General features: G+C 45.7%; 18 protein-coding genes. 16 read left to right on the top strand and 2 right to left on the bottom strand.

Translation table 11 applies throughout. The features are described 5' to 3' along the window. Nucleotides 1-14 precede the first annotated feature (14 nt). Genes phnM through C9J01_RS03895 form a run of 4 tightly spaced genes read left to right on the top strand, consistent with a single transcriptional unit; the run spans nt 15 to nt 3,273 of the window. Nucleotides 15-1,154, top strand: a complete 1,140-nt coding sequence (phnM, locus tag C9J01_RS03910) for an alpha-D-ribose 1-methylphosphonate 5-triphosphate diphosphatase (RefSeq protein WP_272898709.1) — start codon at nt 15-17, stop codon at nt 1,152-1,154. Between the two features lie 47 nt (nt 1,155-1,201). Beyond that, nucleotides 1,202-1,813: a ribose 1,5-bisphosphokinase gene (phnN, locus tag C9J01_RS03905; RefSeq protein WP_419686215.1), complete on the top strand. Its 612-nt coding sequence runs from the start codon at nt 1,202-1,204 to the stop codon at nt 1,811-1,813. Beyond that, nucleotides 1,810-2,577, top strand: coding sequence for a phosphonate metabolism protein PhnP (gene phnP, locus C9J01_RS03900; protein WP_107296779.1), 768 nt, complete (start codon nt 1,810-1,812; stop codon nt 2,575-2,577). Before phnN ends, phnP begins: the two co-directional genes overlap by 4 nt. Before the next feature lie 51 nt (nt 2,578-2,628). Further along, nucleotides 2,629-3,273, top strand: a complete 645-nt coding sequence (locus C9J01_RS03895) for a DapH/DapD/GlmU-related protein (RefSeq protein ID WP_107296778.1) — start codon at nt 2,629-2,631, stop codon at nt 3,271-3,273. A 44-nt stretch (nt 3,274-3,317) separates the two neighbouring features. On the opposite strand, the gene C9J01_RS03890 is transcribed toward C9J01_RS03895, so the two are convergent. Together C9J01_RS03890 and C9J01_RS03885 are read right to left on the bottom strand one after the other, a co-directional pair. Then, on the bottom strand, nt 3,318-3,689 hold the full coding sequence (locus tag C9J01_RS03890) for a hypothetical protein (RefSeq protein ID WP_146157055.1): 372 nt from the start codon (nt 3,687-3,689) through the stop codon (nt 3,318-3,320). A gap of 398 nt (nt 3,690-4,087) precedes the next feature. Beyond that, entirely contained in the window at nt 4,088-4,831 is a 744-nt protein-coding gene (locus C9J01_RS03885) for a MaoC family dehydratase (RefSeq protein WP_107296776.1), read from the bottom strand. Between the two features lie 602 nt (nt 4,832-5,433). Here C9J01_RS03885 and C9J01_RS03880 point away from each other — a divergent pair. The 12 genes from C9J01_RS03880 to C9J01_RS03825 all read left to right on the top strand — a co-directional run bounded on the left by C9J01_RS03880 (nt 5,434) and on the right by C9J01_RS03825 (nt 19,859). Continuing rightward, on the top strand, nt 5,434-6,564 hold the full coding sequence (locus C9J01_RS03880) for a serine hydrolase domain-containing protein (RefSeq protein WP_107296775.1): 1,131 nt from the start codon (nt 5,434-5,436) through the stop codon (nt 6,562-6,564). A 40-nt stretch (nt 6,565-6,604) separates the two neighbouring features. Next, complete coding sequence (locus C9J01_RS03875) at nt 6,605-6,835, top strand: alternative ribosome-rescue factor A (protein WP_107296774.1); 231 nt, start codon at nt 6,605-6,607, stop codon at nt 6,833-6,835. A gap of 532 nt (nt 6,836-7,367) precedes the next feature. Next, on the top strand, nt 7,368-7,601 hold the full coding sequence (locus tag C9J01_RS03870; protein WP_107296773.1) for a hypothetical protein: 234 nt from the start codon (nt 7,368-7,370) through the stop codon (nt 7,599-7,601). Between the two features lie 195 nt (nt 7,602-7,796). Next, nucleotides 7,797-9,989: a DUF6351 family protein gene (locus C9J01_RS03865; protein ID WP_107296772.1), complete on the top strand. Its 2,193-nt coding sequence runs from the start codon at nt 7,797-7,799 to the stop codon at nt 9,987-9,989. A gap of 344 nt (nt 9,990-10,333) precedes the next feature. Further along, nucleotides 10,334-11,158, top strand: coding sequence for a hypothetical protein (locus C9J01_RS03860; protein ID WP_107296771.1), 825 nt, complete (start codon nt 10,334-10,336; stop codon nt 11,156-11,158). Beyond that, on the top strand, nt 11,155-13,308 hold the full coding sequence (locus tag C9J01_RS03855; RefSeq protein ID WP_107296770.1) for an MFS transporter: 2,154 nt from the start codon (nt 11,155-11,157) through the stop codon (nt 13,306-13,308). The genes C9J01_RS03860 and C9J01_RS03855 overlap by 4 nt, the downstream gene beginning before the upstream one ends. Beyond that, nucleotides 13,305-14,399, top strand: coding sequence for an ABC transporter substrate-binding protein (locus C9J01_RS03850; RefSeq protein ID WP_237156858.1), 1,095 nt, complete (start codon nt 13,305-13,307; stop codon nt 14,397-14,399). The genes C9J01_RS03855 and C9J01_RS03850 overlap by 4 nt, the downstream gene beginning before the upstream one ends. Further along, nucleotides 14,399-16,459 (top strand): type VI secretion system Vgr family protein, encoded by a 2,061-nt coding sequence (locus tag C9J01_RS03845; protein WP_107296769.1) that lies wholly within the window; start codon nt 14,399-14,401, stop codon nt 16,457-16,459. The genes C9J01_RS03850 and C9J01_RS03845 overlap by 1 nt, the downstream gene beginning before the upstream one ends. Next, complete coding sequence (locus C9J01_RS03840) at nt 16,460-17,071, top strand: DUF6931 family protein (RefSeq protein ID WP_107296768.1); 612 nt, start codon at nt 16,460-16,462, stop codon at nt 17,069-17,071. Next, the gene (locus tag C9J01_RS03835) at nt 17,050-17,349 is read left to right on the top strand and encodes a PAAR domain-containing protein (protein WP_107296767.1); all 300 of its coding nucleotides are present in this window, start codon (nt 17,050-17,052) and stop codon (nt 17,347-17,349) included. The genes C9J01_RS03840 and C9J01_RS03835 overlap by 22 nt, the downstream gene beginning before the upstream one ends. A gap of 27 nt (nt 17,350-17,376) precedes the next feature. Continuing rightward, on the top strand, nt 17,377-18,426 hold the full coding sequence (locus C9J01_RS03830) for a hypothetical protein (RefSeq protein WP_107296766.1): 1,050 nt from the start codon (nt 17,377-17,379) through the stop codon (nt 18,424-18,426). A 71-nt stretch (nt 18,427-18,497) separates the two neighbouring features. Next, a complete protein-coding gene (locus C9J01_RS03825; protein WP_107296765.1) occupies nt 18,498-19,859 on the top strand; it encodes a type VI secretion system protein TssA in 1,362 nt (453 codons plus the stop codon). The last annotated feature ends 20 nt before the right edge of the window (nt 19,860-19,879 follow it).

Genomic DNA, 19,879 nt, shown 5'->3' with positions numbered 1-19,879 from the left:
GGGATGAGGAAACAATTGTGATTATTACCAATGTACATATGGTCCTTGAAGACGAGATCGTAAAAGGCTCGGTTGAATTGGAAAATGGCGTCATTAAATCTATGTCGGATACGCTTAGCCAGTTACCACAGGCGTATGATGGTGAGAATGGTTGGTTGATGCCGGGGTTGATTGAACTGCATACCGACAACTTGGAAAAGTATTTTACACCGCGCCCGAAGGTTGACTGGCCACCTTTTTCTGCAATGAGTGCCCATGATGCCCAGTTGGTTGGCTCTGGGATCACCACCGTGCTTGATGCTGTCGCCCTTGGCGATTACCGAGAAGGGGGACGCCGTCAGGAAAACCTGGATCACCTAATCGACACCGTCATTGAAAGCCAGAAACGGGGTGTGAACCGCGCTGAGCATTTCCTTCACTTGCGCTGTGAAGTCCCCCATGAAACCACGGTAGGAATGTTTGAGCGTTATGCCAACCTGTCGGAAGTGCATTTGGTCTCTTTGATGGACCATGCACCGGGCCAACGTCAGTTCGTCGATGTTCAAAAGTACCGTGATTACTATCAGGGCAAATACAAATTTTCTGATGAGCAGATGTTTGCGTTTGAGAAGGAGCAGGTTGCCCGCTCACAGCAGTGGTCAGCATCGAACCGTTCTGAAATTACTCGACAGTGCCGTGAACGGAATATTCCGATGGCAAGTCACGATGATGCAACTCTTTTGCATGTTCAGGAGTCAAAAGACTTAGGGATGGTCATTGCGGAATTCCCAACCACGGTTGAGGCCGCCAAGGCTTCCCATGAAATGGGTTTGAAAGTCATGATGGGCGCACCGAACGTCGTTCGTGGCGGTTCGCATTCTGGTAATGTGGCTGCGCACGAACTCGCGAGCTTAGGTGTATTGGATATTCTGTCATCTGATTACTACCCTGGAAGTTTGCTTGATGCGCTTTTCCAGTTGGCAGATGACGAGCGTAATGACTTAGATCTGCCACAGGCAACTAAGCTCGCGACAATTAATCCAGCACAGGCACTTCAATTGAATGACCGAGGTGTTATTGCGGAAGGCAAACGTGCTGATTTGCTGCTTGCACACCATTTGCATGATCACACTTATGTCACTCGTGTTTGGCGTCAGGGTAAGCAGGTATTTTAATTGAATACTGAGACATGCCAAAAAATAGAAACGCAAGGAGATCTGCGTTGAATAAACAAGGCACCTTATTTTATGTAATGGGCGCGTCGGGGGCAGGCAAAGACAGCCTGCTTCAGGCGATACGCACGCTTTATCCCAAACAGTTATTGGTCGCACACCGTTACATTACTCGTTCTGCACAGGCGGGCGGGGAAAACCATGTGGAACTCTCAAGCGAGGAGTTTGCCCAGCGCGCGCAACGAGGTTTGTTTGCTATGAGTTGGAAGGCCAATGGTTTTAACTACGCCTTGGGTAAAGAGATCGAGTTGTGGCTATCCCAAGGACTCGATGTGGTGGTCAATGGTTCAAGAGCTTATTTAGAACAAGCTATGATGGATTTTGGTTATCGCGTCGTACCTGTCATCGTTGATGTCAGCGCTGAAGTTCTGGAAGCTCGGCTATATGCCAGAGGACGTGAGACGCCGGACCAGATAGTCGACAGGTTGGCAAGGGCAGAATATTACCGTGGCCAATGCCCTGATAGTGGTTTTGTCGTGGACAATAGTGGCTCGTTGCAGCAGACCATTGAACAATTTATTAATCATTACAGCCAATACCAGAGTGCTATGCCTCGCCTTAGCCAGCATACTATGTCAATCAACAAGGAGAGGTTGCAATGAAGCTCACGGTAATCGGGACGGGTAATGCCCGGCTATTACCCGTGTACGGTTGTCATTGTATTGCTTGTGAACGGGCAAGAGCGAATCCGGTATATTCCCGTGGTAAAACATCGGCATTTATCAGCTACCAAGGCCGCAATTTGTTGATAGACGCCAATGCCGAGGATTTGCTGACTCGTTTCCCTGCCGGCAGTATCGACAGTATTGTACTGACCCATTACCACATGGATCATGTGCAATCCCTATTCGATTTGCGTTGGGGGGTAAACCTATCTATTCCAGTATTCGGCCCGGATGATCCTGTGGGTTGCGATGACCTTTTCAAGCATCCCGGCATTCTGGCCTTCAAACCGCCCCGGCAACCTTTTGAACACTTTTACTGGCGAGATATCCGTATCACACCTTTGCCTTTGATTCACTCCAAGCCGTGTTTGGGATATGTGTTTGAGGGGCAGGGTAAGCGCATTGCCTACCTAACGGATACGGTAGATCTACCGGCAGAAGTCAAACAATGGCTTGGCCAAAATCCGGTAGATCTCATGCTGATTGATTGTAGCTTTCCGCCAATTGATAGAGCTGCAGGAGAAAAGCCGGTAAACCATAACGACGTGGTCCTTGCCAAATCCATCAAAGAAGAATGTCGACCAACTAAAATGGGCTTGATCCATATTGGTCATAGCCTCGAGAGTTGGGCAGTGGCGAACCCACAAGCCTTCGATGACGACTTCTTCCTCGTGTCCGATGGACAGGAATTCAACTTTTAGCCAGCAACTATTGAACGAACAGTGTGGGCTACTAACGATGAATAAGCAGTAATGAACCAACCGCTATCTCCAACTTTATCCTCTGAGCCGAGCATTGCTGCAACCAGCAAGTTGCATAATACCGAACTTGGCCGCTGGGTAGAAATCGCTGACCGGTGTATTTTGAACAATGTATCAGTTGGTGATTACAGCTACATTCAAAATGACAGCAACCTAATGTTTACCGAAGTCGGTAAGTTTACCTCTATTGCCGCTAGTGTCAGGGTCAACCCGAGCAATCATCCATGGTGGCGGCCGACTTTGCATCACTTCACCTATCGTCCGGGTAAGTACCAATTGGGTGATGACCCAGCAACCCTCGACGATGAGGTCTTTGCTTGGCGTGAAGAAGACAAAGTGGTGATTGGTCATGATGTCTGGATTGGTCACGGGGCCATTGTATTGCCTGGTGTTACGATAGGTAATGGCTCTATCGTCGGTGCGGGCAGTGTGGTCACCAAAGATGTCCCACCATGGTCCATTGTGGTTGGCAATCCAGCCCGAGTACTGAGACCACGTTTTGAAGACCCCGGGATGGGAGCACGGCTTGAGGCATTGGCTTGGTGGGATTGGGAAGAGGATAAAATCCGCGACAACCTCCACCTGTTTCAGCAAGATGCGGAAGCTTTCCTTGAGGGCTTAGAGCAACTCGTTTAAGCGTATCTAAATACATCGAAGAACCGTGCCGAGGCACGGTTTTTTTAACAGTCTTCTAGTTCTACTGTTACATCATAGATTTCTGGCCCATTGGCTCTTTTGGCATCTTGATAGCTTACATAGCATTTAGGCGTCACGGTAACTAGTTTGTTTTCTTCGTCAGAGATGTATGTGACCTTTTTGAAGGACACATAGGCAATTCGACCACCGTCTTTCATTCGATTATTCACTTCTAGATCATCGCTGATATTAAAAGCCCGCTTAACGTTATCAATATGAGCAGTAGGGTAGCCGTTACAGATATAAATTCCTTCAATGAATGCGCGAAGAGTCGTTTCATCTTGATAGATATAACAGGCTTCGGTAAGGCTATTTACAATAGCTTTGGTATGAACGATCTCCGAAGTGATATGCATAGTGGATGCGATTGAATTTAATGTCGATTTTCGGGCATCGGACTGAATACCTAACATCGATAGGGCTGCGGTAACAGCTAGGAGACCGACTAAAACAATAACAGTAACGAGTCTAATCATAATGGATGGTTGAGCTTAATTTATTGATAATGTTGTTTATTATTTTGAACTATGTTTTTAATTAAGTTGATTGTAAGAGTAAATTTATGCTCATGCAACTGGCGAATGCTTGGTTGTTTAGAGATTGTACGGATTTATAGGATAGCTAGGGGGCTTAAGAAAGGGAGGGGAAGTTTGGGTGCTGTTGAGCCTCAATGGTACTAGTTAAGCTGCAGATACAAAAATGCCAAAAGCGTTCTGCTTTTGGCATCGATAATCTTTCAGCGGTGCTTCTTGAGTTAGAAGTGCAGCTGGATAACAGATTCTGCAACACAACCAGGGCGGCGAACACCTTCAATCTGTACAGTAAGCTCTTGGACAATCTCTAAGCCACGTTTCACGGGTTTAACTGACTGAATCTTGGTTGTCGCACGAATACGGTTATCAGATTTAACCGGGTACGGGAAGCGAATTTGGTTAAAGCCCAAGTTAACTGTCATTTTTGCCGTTGGATACTTTTTATTTTCAGGATCAACGCTATCAGTAAGGACCGATAGTAGCGACAGTGTTAGGAATCCGTGTGCAACAGTGGTTTTGAAAGGTGACTCTTCAGCTGCACGCTCTGGGTTAGTGTGAATCCACTGGTGATCTTCTGTCACATCAGCAAATTGATTGATACGACTCTGATCGACAGTCATCCACTCGCCAGTATGAATCACTTCACCAAGGGTTGCAGTAAGCTCATTATACAGTGCCTCTGCTTCTGGCTTCATTTCAATTGCAGCTGGTGCCTTGGCAACAGCTTCAGATGCGTTATTTTCCACTACAGTTTTTTCTATCTTGTTCTTACTAGGTTGCTCGGCGACATCATCATTAGATGCTAACTGTTTGTGCATAACAAGGGCACCAAGCTGTGTTTTGTTCGCTCGGTTAACAAAATCAAGCCAGTGCTCACGCAAAGAAGGTGAGAGTAAGTCTTTTAGTTCAAAGGCATGTAGTGATAGACCATCACGTTTTTGCTTAAAATAATCGACAACTTTCATGACTTGATACCTTATTATTAAAAACTGCCTGAAGCCGAATCAAGGCGAAGTATTGTAATCGGAAATAAAAATAATAAAAGAAAAAAATGTGTTCCACATCAAGCTTTTCTAACGTGTAGTGTTTTAAGTATATGAATAATAAGGGGTCTGAAGTTGTGTTGATTTAGTGTAAAAATACTAACTTAATCAGCCTTAGATATTCGATAGTTAGAAAATAGCCTTTTCTTTCAATTTTAGCGTACACATGTAAGTTGTTTCAGCTTACACCTGTTACTTTATTTCAGCGTACACATGTATATTTATTTTATTGGTAAAAGCATAAAAATACACTGTATAAAACCATCTGTGAACAAATTCATCTTAGAAGAAATTAAATAAAATTGCTCTAAAAAATAGCAATTATTTATCATCCAAGAAAATACTTTACGTATTGAAACTGCTAACTAGGCAACAATGTCCCAATGCTGACATTCTTTCTCAATTGAGAGAAAAAAGCCCCTTCTGTGATACGTCTACGCTTAAAGCCAAGCGGTATGAAATGAATAGAAACCGAACGCCTTGGCGCGTTTTGGTAAGTATAATTTTGGCTAGGTAGTAAATTGATGAAAAGTTATCGGATTCTGGGGCTGGCCTTGCTGCTAGCTTCGGTCCCTGTCGTCGGCGCTGAACATGACGATATGGCAATTGAACTTGATCAATATGTCAAAAAGGCGGTTAAGAAGGGCATTCCAGGGGCGTCACTTGCTGTTGTGATTAATGGTGACATCAGGTTGCTTCGCGGCTATGGAGTAACGAAGAAAGGGGGGAAAAAGAAGATTGACTCAGCGACAGTCTTTCCTTTGGCTTCAATTTCGAAGACCTTTGCTTCTGCAGCGGTATCAATTCTAGTCGACCAAAAATCGATAGAGTGGGATACCCATGTAGTCCCTTACTTAGACAATATAGAGTTTAGCGACCCACAACTGGGTAAAGATGTCACGCTACGTCATTTGCTATCCCACACTACGGGTTTGGTGCCACAGGCTTATTCAGACTTGATAGAAGATAATGTTAGGTATACTCGCATCCTTCAGATGCTTGATAGGGTAAAGTTTGTCTGTGATCCGGGCAAATGCTACGGCTACCAAAATGTGGTGTATAACCTGGCTGCGGATATGTTGGCTTTAGCGGTTGGGATGGATTATCCAACATTTGTTCAGGAAAATATCTTCATTCCTTTAGAAATGGACCATGCCTCTTTTGGTATGGAGGGATTTAAAGAGACAGAAAACCGTGTTACGCCACATGTTAAAGTAAAGTCTGGTTTTGCACCGGTAAAACCTGCACCTTACTATTACCGTGTGCCAGCAGCGGCTGGTGTCAATGCAAGTGCTCAGGATTTGTCTAAGTGGATGTTGGCACAGTTTGGCCATAACCCATCGGTGTTACAGCCACCACTACTAGAAATTATGCACAAGCCGCATATTCGCGCTAACCAATATCGATATAGGGCGAAGCTTAGCAATGTATACTATGGCTTAGGATGGCGTACCTTTGACTACAAAGGCATCTCAGGGTTTGTACATCATGGTGGATGGGTCAAAGGGATCAGAACCGAGATGCTGTTTAACCGCCATACACAAACCGGTATGGTGTTTTTAACCAACTGCGAGACAGAGGTGGCAAGAGAGATTGTACTTCATTTCCTCAAGCTGTATCGTCAGCGGTATGAGGTAAAAGACATCGATGCGTAGGCAACTTTTATCGAGAACAAACCATTAATGAGGATTAAAAATGGGCAAAAAGAGAAAGAACTCATCCCAAACTGTGGATGTAGTAGATCAAAGCCAAACCAATGTAGTTGAAACTGACTTTGGCAGAGGGCTGATTAAAGACAACGCGCTCAAAGCGGTTGTTACTAGTCAATTATTCAAAACACGTGTTGTGAAGGCGAAAAAGGGAAAAGGTAGCTTCCAGCGCAAGAACAAACATTCAGGACGAGAGTCCTATTCAATGGCGGCTTAAAGAACCATCATTGCATAGTACTTTCTTCCTAAATCAAACACTGTTGGAACTCCGCTATTAACCCGCTACCGCTGGTGGAGGCAATTGTTCAACAAGTTTTGCCCCCACAGGGTTAGAGTGGTGCTTCAGTGTATGTCAACACAAACACTCTCGACTCTGAGCCATTTCTCCCTTTTCAATTCTTTCCATTCAAAAATGTGCTTCATATCACGTCATGTATGACTAGCCGTCATTGCTGTCGAGTTTTGCTCCAACCTATTCATAAATTGACACCCAAATTCTCACATTTAACCAATTTTGGGGTTGTTTAATTTATGTTCAGCTTGCATTATGACCAACCCTGTAACGCAGGGTGCATGATCAATAAACTTCTTTTATTTTAGTGTTTTATATTTGGTCATGACAAAAAAGTGACAGTTTGATGCTGGCTAGGTCATTGAGTTATCAGCTGTTTGAATGCAAACACCCTATTGGGCTAGGACTTTTTTGTTGTAGTCACAATAGGCTTGAATCAAAAAAACAGAATAGATAGATGAAAAAGCAAATTACAATCAAGACAAATATCAAACGCCGCACAAAAAAAATTCTAGGCGTAAGTGGCGGAGCAGTTTTAAGCGGACTCCTTTTTGCTGGTAGCGTACAATCAGCTGAAAAGTGGGAAGAAGTTGAAAATGTTCATAATGGACGGGCACCCTTATGTCATCATGTAGAGTCAGGCGCTCTTAGGTTCTGTTCGGATATCTCACAGGAGCAAGAAGAGCCATAGACAAACCGGGTGATCATCTGCTCAGTTGAATCTGAATATCACTTGGTGGATATGCTGATTAGAGGGAGTACGCAAGTGCTCCTTTTTGTTTTTCTGCTTGCAATTTATCTTGGCCTGCATAATCCAACCCTCAAGACTCTGATATCCATCAACGAAGCTAAACTATAGTAGGGTGAAGTAAGCTTCGTAGAGATTATGAAAAAACTGATAATTGGTTTGGTTGTTCTATTCGCTGTTGTCATTACCGCTCTCCAGTTCGATAACCAAAACGAGATTGTCGAAAGGCAGGTAAAGGGGCTTGCTCCAGAGCAACCTAACTATCTACTTGAAGTAGAAGGACATATTAGCCACAGTCCGCGTCCTGAAGAAACCTACGAATTTCCCATACGGGTAGGGGAAATCGGCCCTGTCAATTCACTCTATTCTGGCCCGAACCAGTACCCTTTCTTTTGTATGACGCTCGATTCAGGTCTTGGACAACCGGTTGTTGATAACCAAGACGGATACGGTGTCCCCATCTATGAAACATTTAATGGCAAGAAACTCATTGGGTATTCAAAGGATTGCGCGATAAAAACTCAGCTATCTTACGTTGTTGTTGACCAAGATAATTTGGTCACTCCAAGAAGCGAGCTAGAGCTAAAGGATAACCGTCCCGGTGATGATGAGCTCCTCATACGAATTGAAAAAGGGACCATCAATCGATACATATATACCATTGCCATGCCTATTGAGATCGATGAGCTTGGGTCTCAGGATAGTGCAAAAGCATGGAACAAGCGGCTTATCTACCGTTTCGAGGGAGGATCGGGTTTAGGGTTCCGCCAAGGAAAAATGAAGCTGCATCGCCTTATCAAAAAAGAGTTGTCACAGATAAGGAAAGGTTACGCTGTTGTCGCTTCTAGCGGAAATAAAACCAGCTACGGCTACAATATGCTACTAGCTGAAGACACTGCTCGCCGAGTAAAAAAACAGTTTGTCAGTTTGTTTGGTGAGCCTTTGTATACCATAGGTATCGGAGGATCAGGCGGTGGGCTTGCCCAATATCTGATTGCCCAAAATAGTGAAGGCATTTTAGATGGGTTGCTTCCACTTTATTCATACCCCGACATGGTTAGTGTCTCTATTTACGCCTTGGACTGTGACTTACTTAATACCTACTTTAGTTTTCGAGCCGGTGACAGGGAGAGGTGGCAAGATTGGCAATCCCGTCAGTACATAGAAGGTTTGAGGGCTATCAATGAAGCAGAGCAGCGGTTTGGCTGGCTGCAGCCACTCAACCAACTCGTTCGTTTTAAGATGCCTGAATTCCCGCAAGGAAATAGCGAGTGTATTAATGGCTACTTTGGCCTGAGCAGTTACCTGAATAACCCAAGGCAGGGCTTTTTAAAGCCTTATTATCACGAATCTGTAGTCGAAGAGGTCAATTGGAATTATTGGCAGGATCTGGTCCATGTCTATGGCAAGGATGAACACGGTTTTGCGCAATCAACTTGGGATAACGAGGGTGTACAGTATGGGCTTAAAGCGTTACGTGAAAAGATGATTACCTTAGATGAATTTATCGAGATCAATCAGAAGATAGGTGCCTGGAAGCCTTTTAATGATATGGAGTCGGAGAAAAAGCTCAGCCTCAGCGCAAGTATTCCTCCACTTTGGCTGTCACTTTGGGGGGAGCACAATGTGACAGAAGACAAAAGAAAGCCTGCCAAGAGACGTTCGGCTCCACTATCTGCTATCGAAAGAGCTTACACATATGGTCAGGTGTTTATCGGCAATGTTAGCTTGCCCATCATTGATATCCGTCACCACCTCGAAGATGACCTGAATATGCACCATACATCGGCTTCTTTTTCTACTCGCTTAAGGATACTTGAAGCGATGAATCATGCCGATAATCATGTTATATGGATCTCCCATAAGCAATTTAATCCGGTAGAGCAAGCATACTCCCTCATGGATGAATGGTTAATGGCGATGAGAAGCATGCCTGCAACGATGAGCTATGAACAAAAGGTAAAAGTAACGAAGCCCCAGTTGGCAGTGGATACCTGTTTTGATGGTGAAGGAAACATCCATGCGTCAGGATTGGGGGTATTTGATGGCCAGTGGAATGGCAAAGCCAATGGACAATGTACCCAAGTCTACCCAATCTACAGCAACAGTCGAATTCAAGCCGGTGCGCCTTGGAAAGGGAGTATTTTTAAATGCCATAGAGTTGCAGTAGAGGAGGCAATTGAAAAAGGGTTTTACGGAGACGTAGATGTATCTGGTAGTGTTGATTTACTAAAGAAAACTTTTCCTGATGGTGTGTGTGATTATAGCCTAGGTGATAAAGGGCGACCTAGTAACATAATGTTGATGAATAAATCGCGCTCACTGAATTAATTACTCAAATTTAAACTGTTGTTTATTTTATATGTTAATTAACCCCCCCTCTTGTTGATAGTTAAATTATCGTGTCATTTATAAGATTTCTTCTTTCGTTATTTATATTTCACTATTTATTATGTGGGATTTTAATGCTCTTTTATAAAATAACTCATTAAATTTTGCATGGTTATTGTTAAATTTTTTACTAGTCTAACTTTTAAGAAAGTTCAAAATTAAAAAATAATTTTTCGGCTCAAGATCAGGTTTTAAAAACAAATCAAAATTCCATGCACATTTTTCTCCTTCGACTGCTAATTATTTGATTAGCGGTAGCGTCACGGTGTGGGAGTAAGTGGCCAATGAAGGCTTTTTTTGAAGTACATTTAAGGTTAGTCATCACGGTATGGGTGATTTTACTCTCTGTGCTTGGTCTATTGTATTTGATGAATTACATGAAATTTGACAATCTGATGTCTCAGGTTGTTTCCTCAAAGCTTCAAGTTATCTCTACTTCATTGGAATCCTCAATCCAACGTACAGAACGTTTGGGTATTCCACTTCACTCTGCTCACAACCTCCAAACAAGTTTTAACAAAGCCAGCACAAGGGAAGAAAACGTTAAGGCTGTGAAATTAATCGATGCAAAAGGGGATATCGTTTTACAAGCCAACACAGGGGACGTTGTAAGCCTTCCACAAGATGTTGTACGCAGGGCGTTGAACTCAAACGAAGCTTATTGGTTATTGAGCACAGAAGACACGCTATTTAGCGGTCTACAGGTTAAAAATAGTTTTGACCAGCTAATGGGCAGCATCGTTATCGAGTACGACAAGAGCGCAATGTATGGGGTATATGCGGCGGTTCAATTGCATCTGCTTGAAGTTACTGTGGTGCTGTTTTTGATATCAGCCCTGATTGTTCTGTTTGCCGTTAGATACGGACTTAGTGATGTCACCAATGTTATCAAGTTAATACATGGCTACTCGACCCATGGAGTGTCTACTAATTATCCGCAAAAGACATCAAAACTACCGTCTGGAGAAATGACCCAGAAGTTTGCCGAGCAAATTATTCAAAGTGAAAAAATGAAGACTCATGTCTCTGATGAAATTGATAAAATTAAGTCTGTGTCAGGAACGGAAAAACAAATTAAACGCGCCGATTCTTTAGAGGTTAGCCAATGAGCCAAGTAAAAAGCTTGGCAAGCTTCATAAATAGCCGACTAATTCTAATTACGGTATTAACTGCTTTGTTTGCCTCTATATTGAGCGCATTCTATACCTTGGCAGAGTTCAATTTTGCTATAAAGCCAGAGTTGCTGAAAAAAGCCAATGTTGTCGCTCAACTTGTTCATGACGATGTAGAACTGGCGACAGATGCTGGCGTACCATTGGACCAGATTCGGGGAATGGACGCTTACCTGGCTGATTCTTTATCTAAATATCCAGAACTTAATTTTATTGGGATAAGCGAGGGTAAAGATAACCAACTGGGTCAAGTATTATATCAGGCGGGAACATTAACTTATGTCGACATAGAGCGTACCCAGCAGTTTGAATCGACTTCTACACAATATTTAAACTCGTCAATTACTGAACGAGTGTCCATTGCTATTAAAGAGCTTCCATCGCTATTCTCGATGCCCTTTACAGACTCCTCAGTCAAAAGTGATGTGTTCCGTTTGGCGATAAATGACCATCAGGGACAGATCGGAAGTGTGGTTGTTGGCCTAGATGCGACATATATACAGTCCCAGTTGCTCGATATTTTCTTTGATATTGCCATTGTGCTTATTGCTGTTCTTCTAGTTTGTTTTGAAGTCGTCATGGTTGTGGTGATGGTCTACATTTCAGGTCCGCTTGAAGAGTCCGAATCAATATTGAAGCGCCAGATAAAAGGTGACTTCTCGGTCAATGACCAGACGTCTGAGCGAGGTGCCATTGGTACTTTCTCCAATAAACTGAACCATGACTCAAGGCAGCTTCAAACGAAATTTACATCATTGTTCAACTATTTATCGAAACAAAAAACTACCAGTAGCAATAGTCAAGATGCCGACAGCCTAAAGCAGCACCTGAAGCGAATTTCCGAGAAGTTTAACTTGCAGCGTAAGCTACAGGTTCGCAAAGGCGATATTGTCGATGCCCGCATTCCACTGTTTGTCTTCTCGTTTGGTGAAGAGCTGCAAAAATCCTTTATGCCTTTGTATGTGGCTGAATACTACGAACCCAATTCGTGGATTAGCCAAGGGGTCATGCTAGGTCTGCCTATTTCGGTTTTCATGTTCGTGATTGCCGCCTTCACGCCGTTTGCCGCCAAACTCGTCGACCGATTTGGTCAAAAAAGATTGTTCCTATTTGGACTTATCCCGGCCATTGCAGGTTATTTAGGGTGCGCTTTTGCAACCAACAGTATGGATATCGTAATTTCCCGAGGCGTAACAGCGCTGGGGTATGCGGTGATAACCATCAGTTGCCAGAGCTACATTGCCGCCGTAGTAACGTCGGAAAATCGCGCCAAGGGGATGGCAATATTTGTCGGAGTGCTGATGACGGCCACCATGTGCGGAACCGCATTGGGTGGGATCATCGCCGATCGCGTTGGCTACCAGCCAGTGTTCTTGCTATCTGCTGTCTTGGCTGCCTTTGCAGGTATGCTGGCTTGGCGGATGTTTTCGGCAGAAATTGAAACGACAAACCGCAGTGTCACCAAGAAAAAAGGCGGTTTATTACTGCTGGCTAAAAATATCCGCTTTGTCGCTGTTGTTCTGTGTTGCGCGATCCCAGCCAAAATTGTCCTGACGGGTTTCCTCTACTTCCTGGTTCCATTGTATTTGGTGTCTTTGGATGCCTCGCAATCAGAAATTGGCCGGATCATGATGATCTACTCGTTGGTCATCATCCCGCTTAGCCCAATTGCATCCGGTATTGCTGATAAAACCCAAAAGACCCGTGAACTTATCGTGTTAGGTACGGTGCTGTCAGGTGTAATCCTTCTTTCGCTTTACGGTGAAGCGTCGCTGTTCAAGATTTTGCTCGCCGTCACCTTGATGGGGGTTGCCCACTCGATACTCAAAGCACCGCTTATCGCCTGTGCATTGGAAGCATCTGAGGCAACACCGGAAGTAGGACGAACTGAGGTATTGGGCATCCTGCGTACAGCTGAGCGTGTCGGTAGCGTATTCGGTCCGATTATCGTTGCTTCGCTGTTGGCGTTTGGAAATTACGGTTTCGCGATGGCAGTTGTCGGGGCAGGGATTATTGTTAGTGGTCTGTTGATGCTGTTCTTCTTGAAAGCGCCTTCCTCTCAAGCCAGCCAGGAGGCAAAGGTATGAACCGATGTGTTTTAGCGATATCGATGTCTTTGTCTTTAATGTCTGGCGATGCGTTTGCTGACCAATACCAGTCCGTGACTTTAGATGCTCAATCTACTGAAACTAAGACTGTATTTATGGCGGTATGGCGTGGTTGCGAAGAGGCTTGTCAGGGGTTTAAAGATTACCTCGCAAACAACGATTACCCGGCAGAAGTTATTGTCATGAATGCAAACCGTGACCGCTCAAAGCTCGAAGCCATTTTAAACGAGGCAAAAGAGATGCAGCCTGATTTGGTTGTCACTTGGGGCACTAGTGTTAGCAAGGCATTGCTAGGCACACGTAATGAATACGGTGAAGAGACCAAACTTGGTGATATTCCGGCCTTGTTCATGATAGTGGCCGATCCGTTAGGTGCCGATATTGTCGAGCAACATGACAAAACCGGAAGACCTATGCTGGCGGGAATCCGAAACAGGATCAGCGAAGATGTCCAAATACGTGCGATGCGTGAGTATTTTCCGGTTGATAAAGTCGGGGTGGTCTATTCCGATGCGGAACTTAATTCAAACCTCAATACCCAGAAACTCAAGCAACTTGCAGCGGAAATGGATTTCGAAGTCGTAGAGTCTTTGTATCTCCTTGATGAAGAGGGAAAACCATTACCTGATCAGTTCGATGCACGGATGCAGCAGCTTGTAAACGAGGGTGTCGATGTCGTGTACGTTGGCTCTAGTTCTTACAACCTTGCCAATACCGATGCTTTTACCCAGTCGGCCATCGAACATGGTTTACCTGTTGCCAGTGCTTACGATTCAATGGTGACCAAGTCCTCAGCTTTGATTTCGGTGTCGAACAAATATTACCGGGTTGGTCAGCTTGCTGCTAACCAAGCGGTAAAGATTCTATTTGACGGAGCGGTTCCGGGCGAGATGCCGATTGCAGAGCTCAGTCATTTCTCGATTTCAATCAATATGGCCGTTGCGAGGGAAATGGCATTGTATCCACCGATTCAGCTGCTCCGCTTCGCTAACCTGGTTAATGCTACTCCCGTTATCTCTCGGACAGACAGTGAAGGCAATGGTCGAATCATGGATGGGGAGGCCAAGTAATGAATGAATTACTCGATACACAAGGGAGTTTCTTGGTCGTAAAAGATGCCAGCAATAAAGAGTTTGTTGGCTCAGGGTTGGTCGTTAAAGAAACCTTGAGCGGTGATTACCAATACTCGGTTGATGTGCTCTTAAGCACCTCAGATCCAGCTGCTTGGATTGGCGAGGAAGTCAGTTGCAATGTGTTTGATGTCCTTGGTGATAGCCGTAGTGCTGCCAGGGAATTCAAAGGTGTTGTGGTAAAAGCCCAGGCCCAATCACAGCGGATTGATTCCTCATTTTACAGTATTAAGTTGACGGTAAAGCCATGGCTGTTCTTGCTTAACTACTCACGTAACTGTCGGGTATTTCAGGAAGCAACAACCCAATCGATCGTCACCTCCATCTTCGACGAACTAGGTTTCAAAGGCAGTTACAGCGTCAAGAGTATGCCTTCGACCAAGCGGGAATATTGTGTTCAGTTCAATGAATCTGATTTTGAGTTTATTACCCGTTTGCTGGCGGAAGAGGGCGTGCACTATTACTTCGGCAAAGACAGCAACTCGGGAACGCTTTATTTACAGCAGGCAGATAAGTCATTTGCAAAAACCGATGCGGTCAAGCTTGATTATGCCTCTGCGCCAACAGGGGATAACGACATTCTCGACACCTGGCAGCGTGAACATGCTTTTTTGAGTGCTTCGCTCGAAATAGCTGGTTATGACTACAACCAATCCAAATTGATCACTAGCAAGGCCAAGAAAAGCAAATACACAGTATCAAGCAATACCAAGCTGACTGATTACCGCTACCCAACAGCAAGCCCTGCTGGAACCTTCAGTGATTTGGCTTCTGTAGGGGACATACAGCGCTCACAGCAAGATTCCAGTTACCACTGTGTCCAGGCGACTTCACCGTCAGTTGATATCTGTGTCGGGCATTTTATGACGCTGGCTTCCCACAGCCAGAGCTCTGAAGAAGGCAATTACCTTGTCTCTTGCCTTGATTATGAATTTGGTGCCGATGGGGCAAACAGTTTTTGCTGTAAAACAAGCTTTAGTTGTATTCCTGAAGACCAATTGTTCTTTCCGCAACAGAAAGAAAAGCCAACCTTGTTTGGTCTGCAGTCAGCAGTTGTCGCGGGTAGCAAGCAGGGCGAACCAGCGAGCGATGCGCTGGGCAGAGTCAGGATCAAATTTCATTGGGACGCAGAGACCGGTGATAAAACCAGTTGTTGGGTGCGTGTAGCCCAAGGGATGGCGGGCAGCAGTTATGGCATGCAATTTCTGCCAAGGGCTGGGCAAGAAGTGCTGGTGAGTTTCATCAACGGTGATCCGGACCAGCCGGTTGTGGTTTCTAGCGTCTACAACAGCAGTAACAAGCCACCATACCCAACGGCGAATACAACCCAAAGTGGTGTTAAAACCAAACTGGCCGGTGAAACCAACGAACTACGGTTCGATGACAAGAAAGACAACGAGGCTTTCTATCTACATGCTGCTAAGGACTTTACCAGTGAGGTGGTTAACGACCATCAGGAAACGGTGGGCGGAGAGATGAAGCTAGCGGTAACCAAGAATATTGCCCAAAGTGTCGAGAAAGCTTTCACCCTGACCGCCAAAGAAGATATTTCGCTTACGACAAACAAGTCTTATGCGCTCAAAGCTGATGATGCGATTACAGCTCAGGGCAAATCGATCACCATAACGGGCTCAGATACCTTAACGCTGAAGGTTGGCGACAGCAAAATTGTCATGAGCAGCAGCAAGATAGAACTATCAAGCAGCCAGATTGCTATTGCTGGAGATTCCAAAGTCTCTATTGATGGGGGAAGCCTCAGCCAATCCGGGACCTCAGTCAGTATCAAAGCCGATGGTTCGTTCAGCGGCAAAGCGGGGAGTTCGATGTCGCTTCAGGCCAATAGTAGCTTTACTGCCAAGGGCACCAGCAGTGCAACCATTAAAGGGCTTAATGCCACCTTGCAAGGAGATGTGGGTGCCACGGTAAAAGGTACCGCAAAAGCCGAAGTCAGCTCGAGTGGCCAAACCGCCGTCAAGGGCGGGATAGTGATGGTGAACTAGATGAAAAAGATCCCGTATGCCAGCTCAACAGACATCTTAGGCTACATAGCCCTTTCGGAAGAGGCTGAGCTTGTAGTGCAGTGCGATGCGCCGCCGTTAGAAGTGATAACGCAGCTCAATCAGGCTGAATGCTATATCGATTTGGGCCATTTCTTCGCCCATGCGCTGCCTATGAGGGAGGCTATCTGGTGGTGTATACAAGCTATGCGCTTACGTCAGCCAGACTGGAGCCGAGAAGAAGCAAAACTCATTGATGACTGCGAGCGCTGGGTCAGGGAACCCAATGAGGGACAGCGTCGCCGTATCGAAAGCCAGTTGGAAGCAATGAAGGACGATAGTGCGCCTAAATGGCTTGGACAGGCTGTTTTTTGGAGCGGCACCGGCAGTATAGCGCCGGTTGATAATCCCGTCGTGATGCCGGTTGAGTACCTTTATGCCAAAGCGGTCGCTGGTGCGGTGAATACCGCGGCAGTAATACCTGAATGGCCGTCAAAAGAAAAAGGCCACCGGAAATATTACCAAGGGGCTTTTCAGATAGCGCTCGACATTGCCAATGGTGGTGCCGGAACAGTGAAGCAAGGAGGTGATGTATGCCATGCGCTGCTCGACTAACCGACATGCATACCTGCCCGATGCAAACGCCGGGAACGCCACCTATACCGCATGTTGGGGGGCCAATTGTCGGCCCAGGTGCTGCAACGGTACTTATTTGTTTCATGCCTGCGGCCAAAATGGGGGACTCATTGGTGTGTGTCGGTCCGCCAGACAGCATAGCCAAAGGCAGTGCCACTGTTCTTATCAACAATACGCCTGCCGCAAGGATGGGTGATACCACAAGCCATGGGGGTTCCATCGTCGTAGGTGCGCCAACGGTGCAGATTGGTGGTTAATTAGGAACTAAACGCTAGGAGAGAGCGATGCCGACTTACACGCGTGGTGACATTATTTCGCAAACAACTTTTTGGGATACCTACCATAAGCGGGAGCAGATTGAGGAGTTGGTCGAGCAGGCCAAAATAGCTAACAAAGAACTACATAAGTTCATGATGGAATTGACGAAAAATGTCAAATGTGAGGGTGGCAAGCCGATTAAGTATATGCGCGGGCCGTTGAAAACCCGTGAGCGTATTGCCGAGAAATGCGGTATTACCCAATGGGACGATCCTAGTACCGACAGGAAATCAGGGGTGAAGACACCGCTGGAAGTGAAAGACATTGCAAGGGCGACCATCGTTTTCAGCACCATTGCCCAAATGATGGCGTTCCGAAATTACATTTACAAAACGCCTAACTTCCAGGCGATCAAGGACAAGCAATCGCCAGCGGTCAAAGACTTGTGGACCAAAGGGGTTGAAGATGAATACAAAGACGTGAAGTTCTTCTTACAGGTCAACATCGATTTTACTAGCAACGTGACTAACCGTCCGAAAGAGAAACGTACCATTCCACACATTGTCGAATTGCAGCTCAATGTGTCGCAAATGGCACGGGGAAAGAAATACGGCCATGCCTTTTATAACCTTTCGAGACTGGGAAAATTGGATGGGAAATCGGTGTTTGTATGGGATAACCCTGACTGTGTCATTACTGTGCCGGGAGCCAAGAAAGGTAATGTTGGCAATAAGTTACGCACTGCAATAGTGATGTGTCGCAGTATGGCCCAGGGCGATCAGCAAGTGCTTTTGGCGACTAATATTTTGTCAAAAATGTTAACGAGCAAACTTCGTCTGCTGGATAAGCGGGTGACTGATAAAAAAGTGGAATACAACGTGTATGCCAACGGTGATAACCCACTGGTGATCCGCTGCGGGCCTTATAACTCCAAGGTTGCCGCTAATCAAGATTCCGGGCCTGCTCAGGCTTGGGCTATCTCTTACTTATCTAGTTATATCTGGGGCAACTTCACTAAGTTCCAGCGCAAGCCTGGTATTACAGGAACCGCAGCAAACTGGTTTGCTGAACATTAATTAGGGACGTTTTACCAAGGACTTTTGACTACCAATTTTTAATAGGTTTTAGCTGCAAGGAAGTAGGCACTATGTTTGACGATTTGCTCCAGCCGATATCAGACGACCAACCGGGAGGTGAATACCTCAAGGATAACCGCGCTCTTTACCGAGGCTACCGTAATGCTTTTAACGTTGCCCAGTCATCTTTTCGTCAGTTGGTAGAAACCCCTGAAGCTGCCGAAGATATTGAGACGGTTAATGCCAATAGCGATAACTGGACAAATTTGGCCTCGGAATGCCACAGCTGCCTGCAGCAGCACTCGAAAGACGTCGAGATCCTGTCTTGGTACACCGTCTCGCAGTTATTTACAGCTGATCCTTTGGTTAATCTGGCCAGTGCCCTGACAACCTTTGAGCAGGTGATCAATCAATATTGGGACTCGCTGCAACCGATACTGCCTGAAAAGAAGCGCAAAGGGGCGACCGAAGCCGACCAGGACAAAGAAGTTGTAGAGCACAGGGTAAAACCACTTTTGCAGCTAGTAGGAGATACCGCCGAAAGTGGCTTGTTGTATATGCCGCTTCAAATACTGCCTTTGGTCGGAGATGTCGATTACGGCAAGTTTTACGCAGCAGAAAAAGCGGGCAGTCTAGCCGAACTCAAGCAACAAGCCGTGTCGGTGTTTAGCGCTGAAAAAGCAGAAGTCGAGGCGAAGATCATCACCTTGGCAGAAGTGTTAGAGGCATTGGCCGCGCTAGAAAAAGCGATCGGCGAGAAATGCCTTGCTTCAGGAACGACTGGGGTTAGCTTTCGCTTTGTCAAAGAGACGGTTGAGCGCCTGATTAGCGCGATGAAGTATTTGGTGGGTGACCAGTTTGCAGATTGGCCACTTGATATCCAGGCCCAAGATCAGCAGTCCGAGCAGGCTACACAGCCTATTGAACCGGAACAAATGAACAACCCTAACAGTAATCAGCTAGAGGGAGGAAATTCACCAGCAATAAGTCAGGCAGCCGCGAACATTAATATGGTCCACAGTGCTTTCCAAGGCCAGGCTACACAGGGTATGGCCTCGCGAGAGCAGGCGCTGGCTGAGTTACAGAAAATAGCCGATTACTTCCAGCAAACAGAGCCGCATAGCCCTATATACCTGTTGCTAAAGCGGGCAATTCGATGGGGTGGTATGTCACTACCGGAACTGTTGCAGGAATTGGTCGGTGATCAAGAATCAGTGAATTTAAGGATCCAACAGCTGGCAGGGCTGGAAAGTGCTGAGCATCAGGCAGCCTTTAATCCTGCACATTCGCCTTCGGGAACACCAGCTAGTGTTCAGGTGAGTGAGTCTCAAGCGTCATCCGCAGTATCGATGCCCCTTGATGAACCAACGCAAGGTTCGGTCTCAGCAAGCCAAAGCTCAGAGGGTAGCGGTTTGTCACAGATCGAATGGTAATCACATCTTTCATTTTGAAA

Source organism: Photobacterium rosenbergii, from assembly GCF_003026455.1.
GTDB lineage: Bacteria > Pseudomonadota > Gammaproteobacteria > Enterobacterales > Vibrionaceae > Photobacterium > Photobacterium rosenbergii.
Note: the sequence above shows the minus strand (reverse complement) of the source record. Positions and strands in the feature narration are given on the sequence as shown.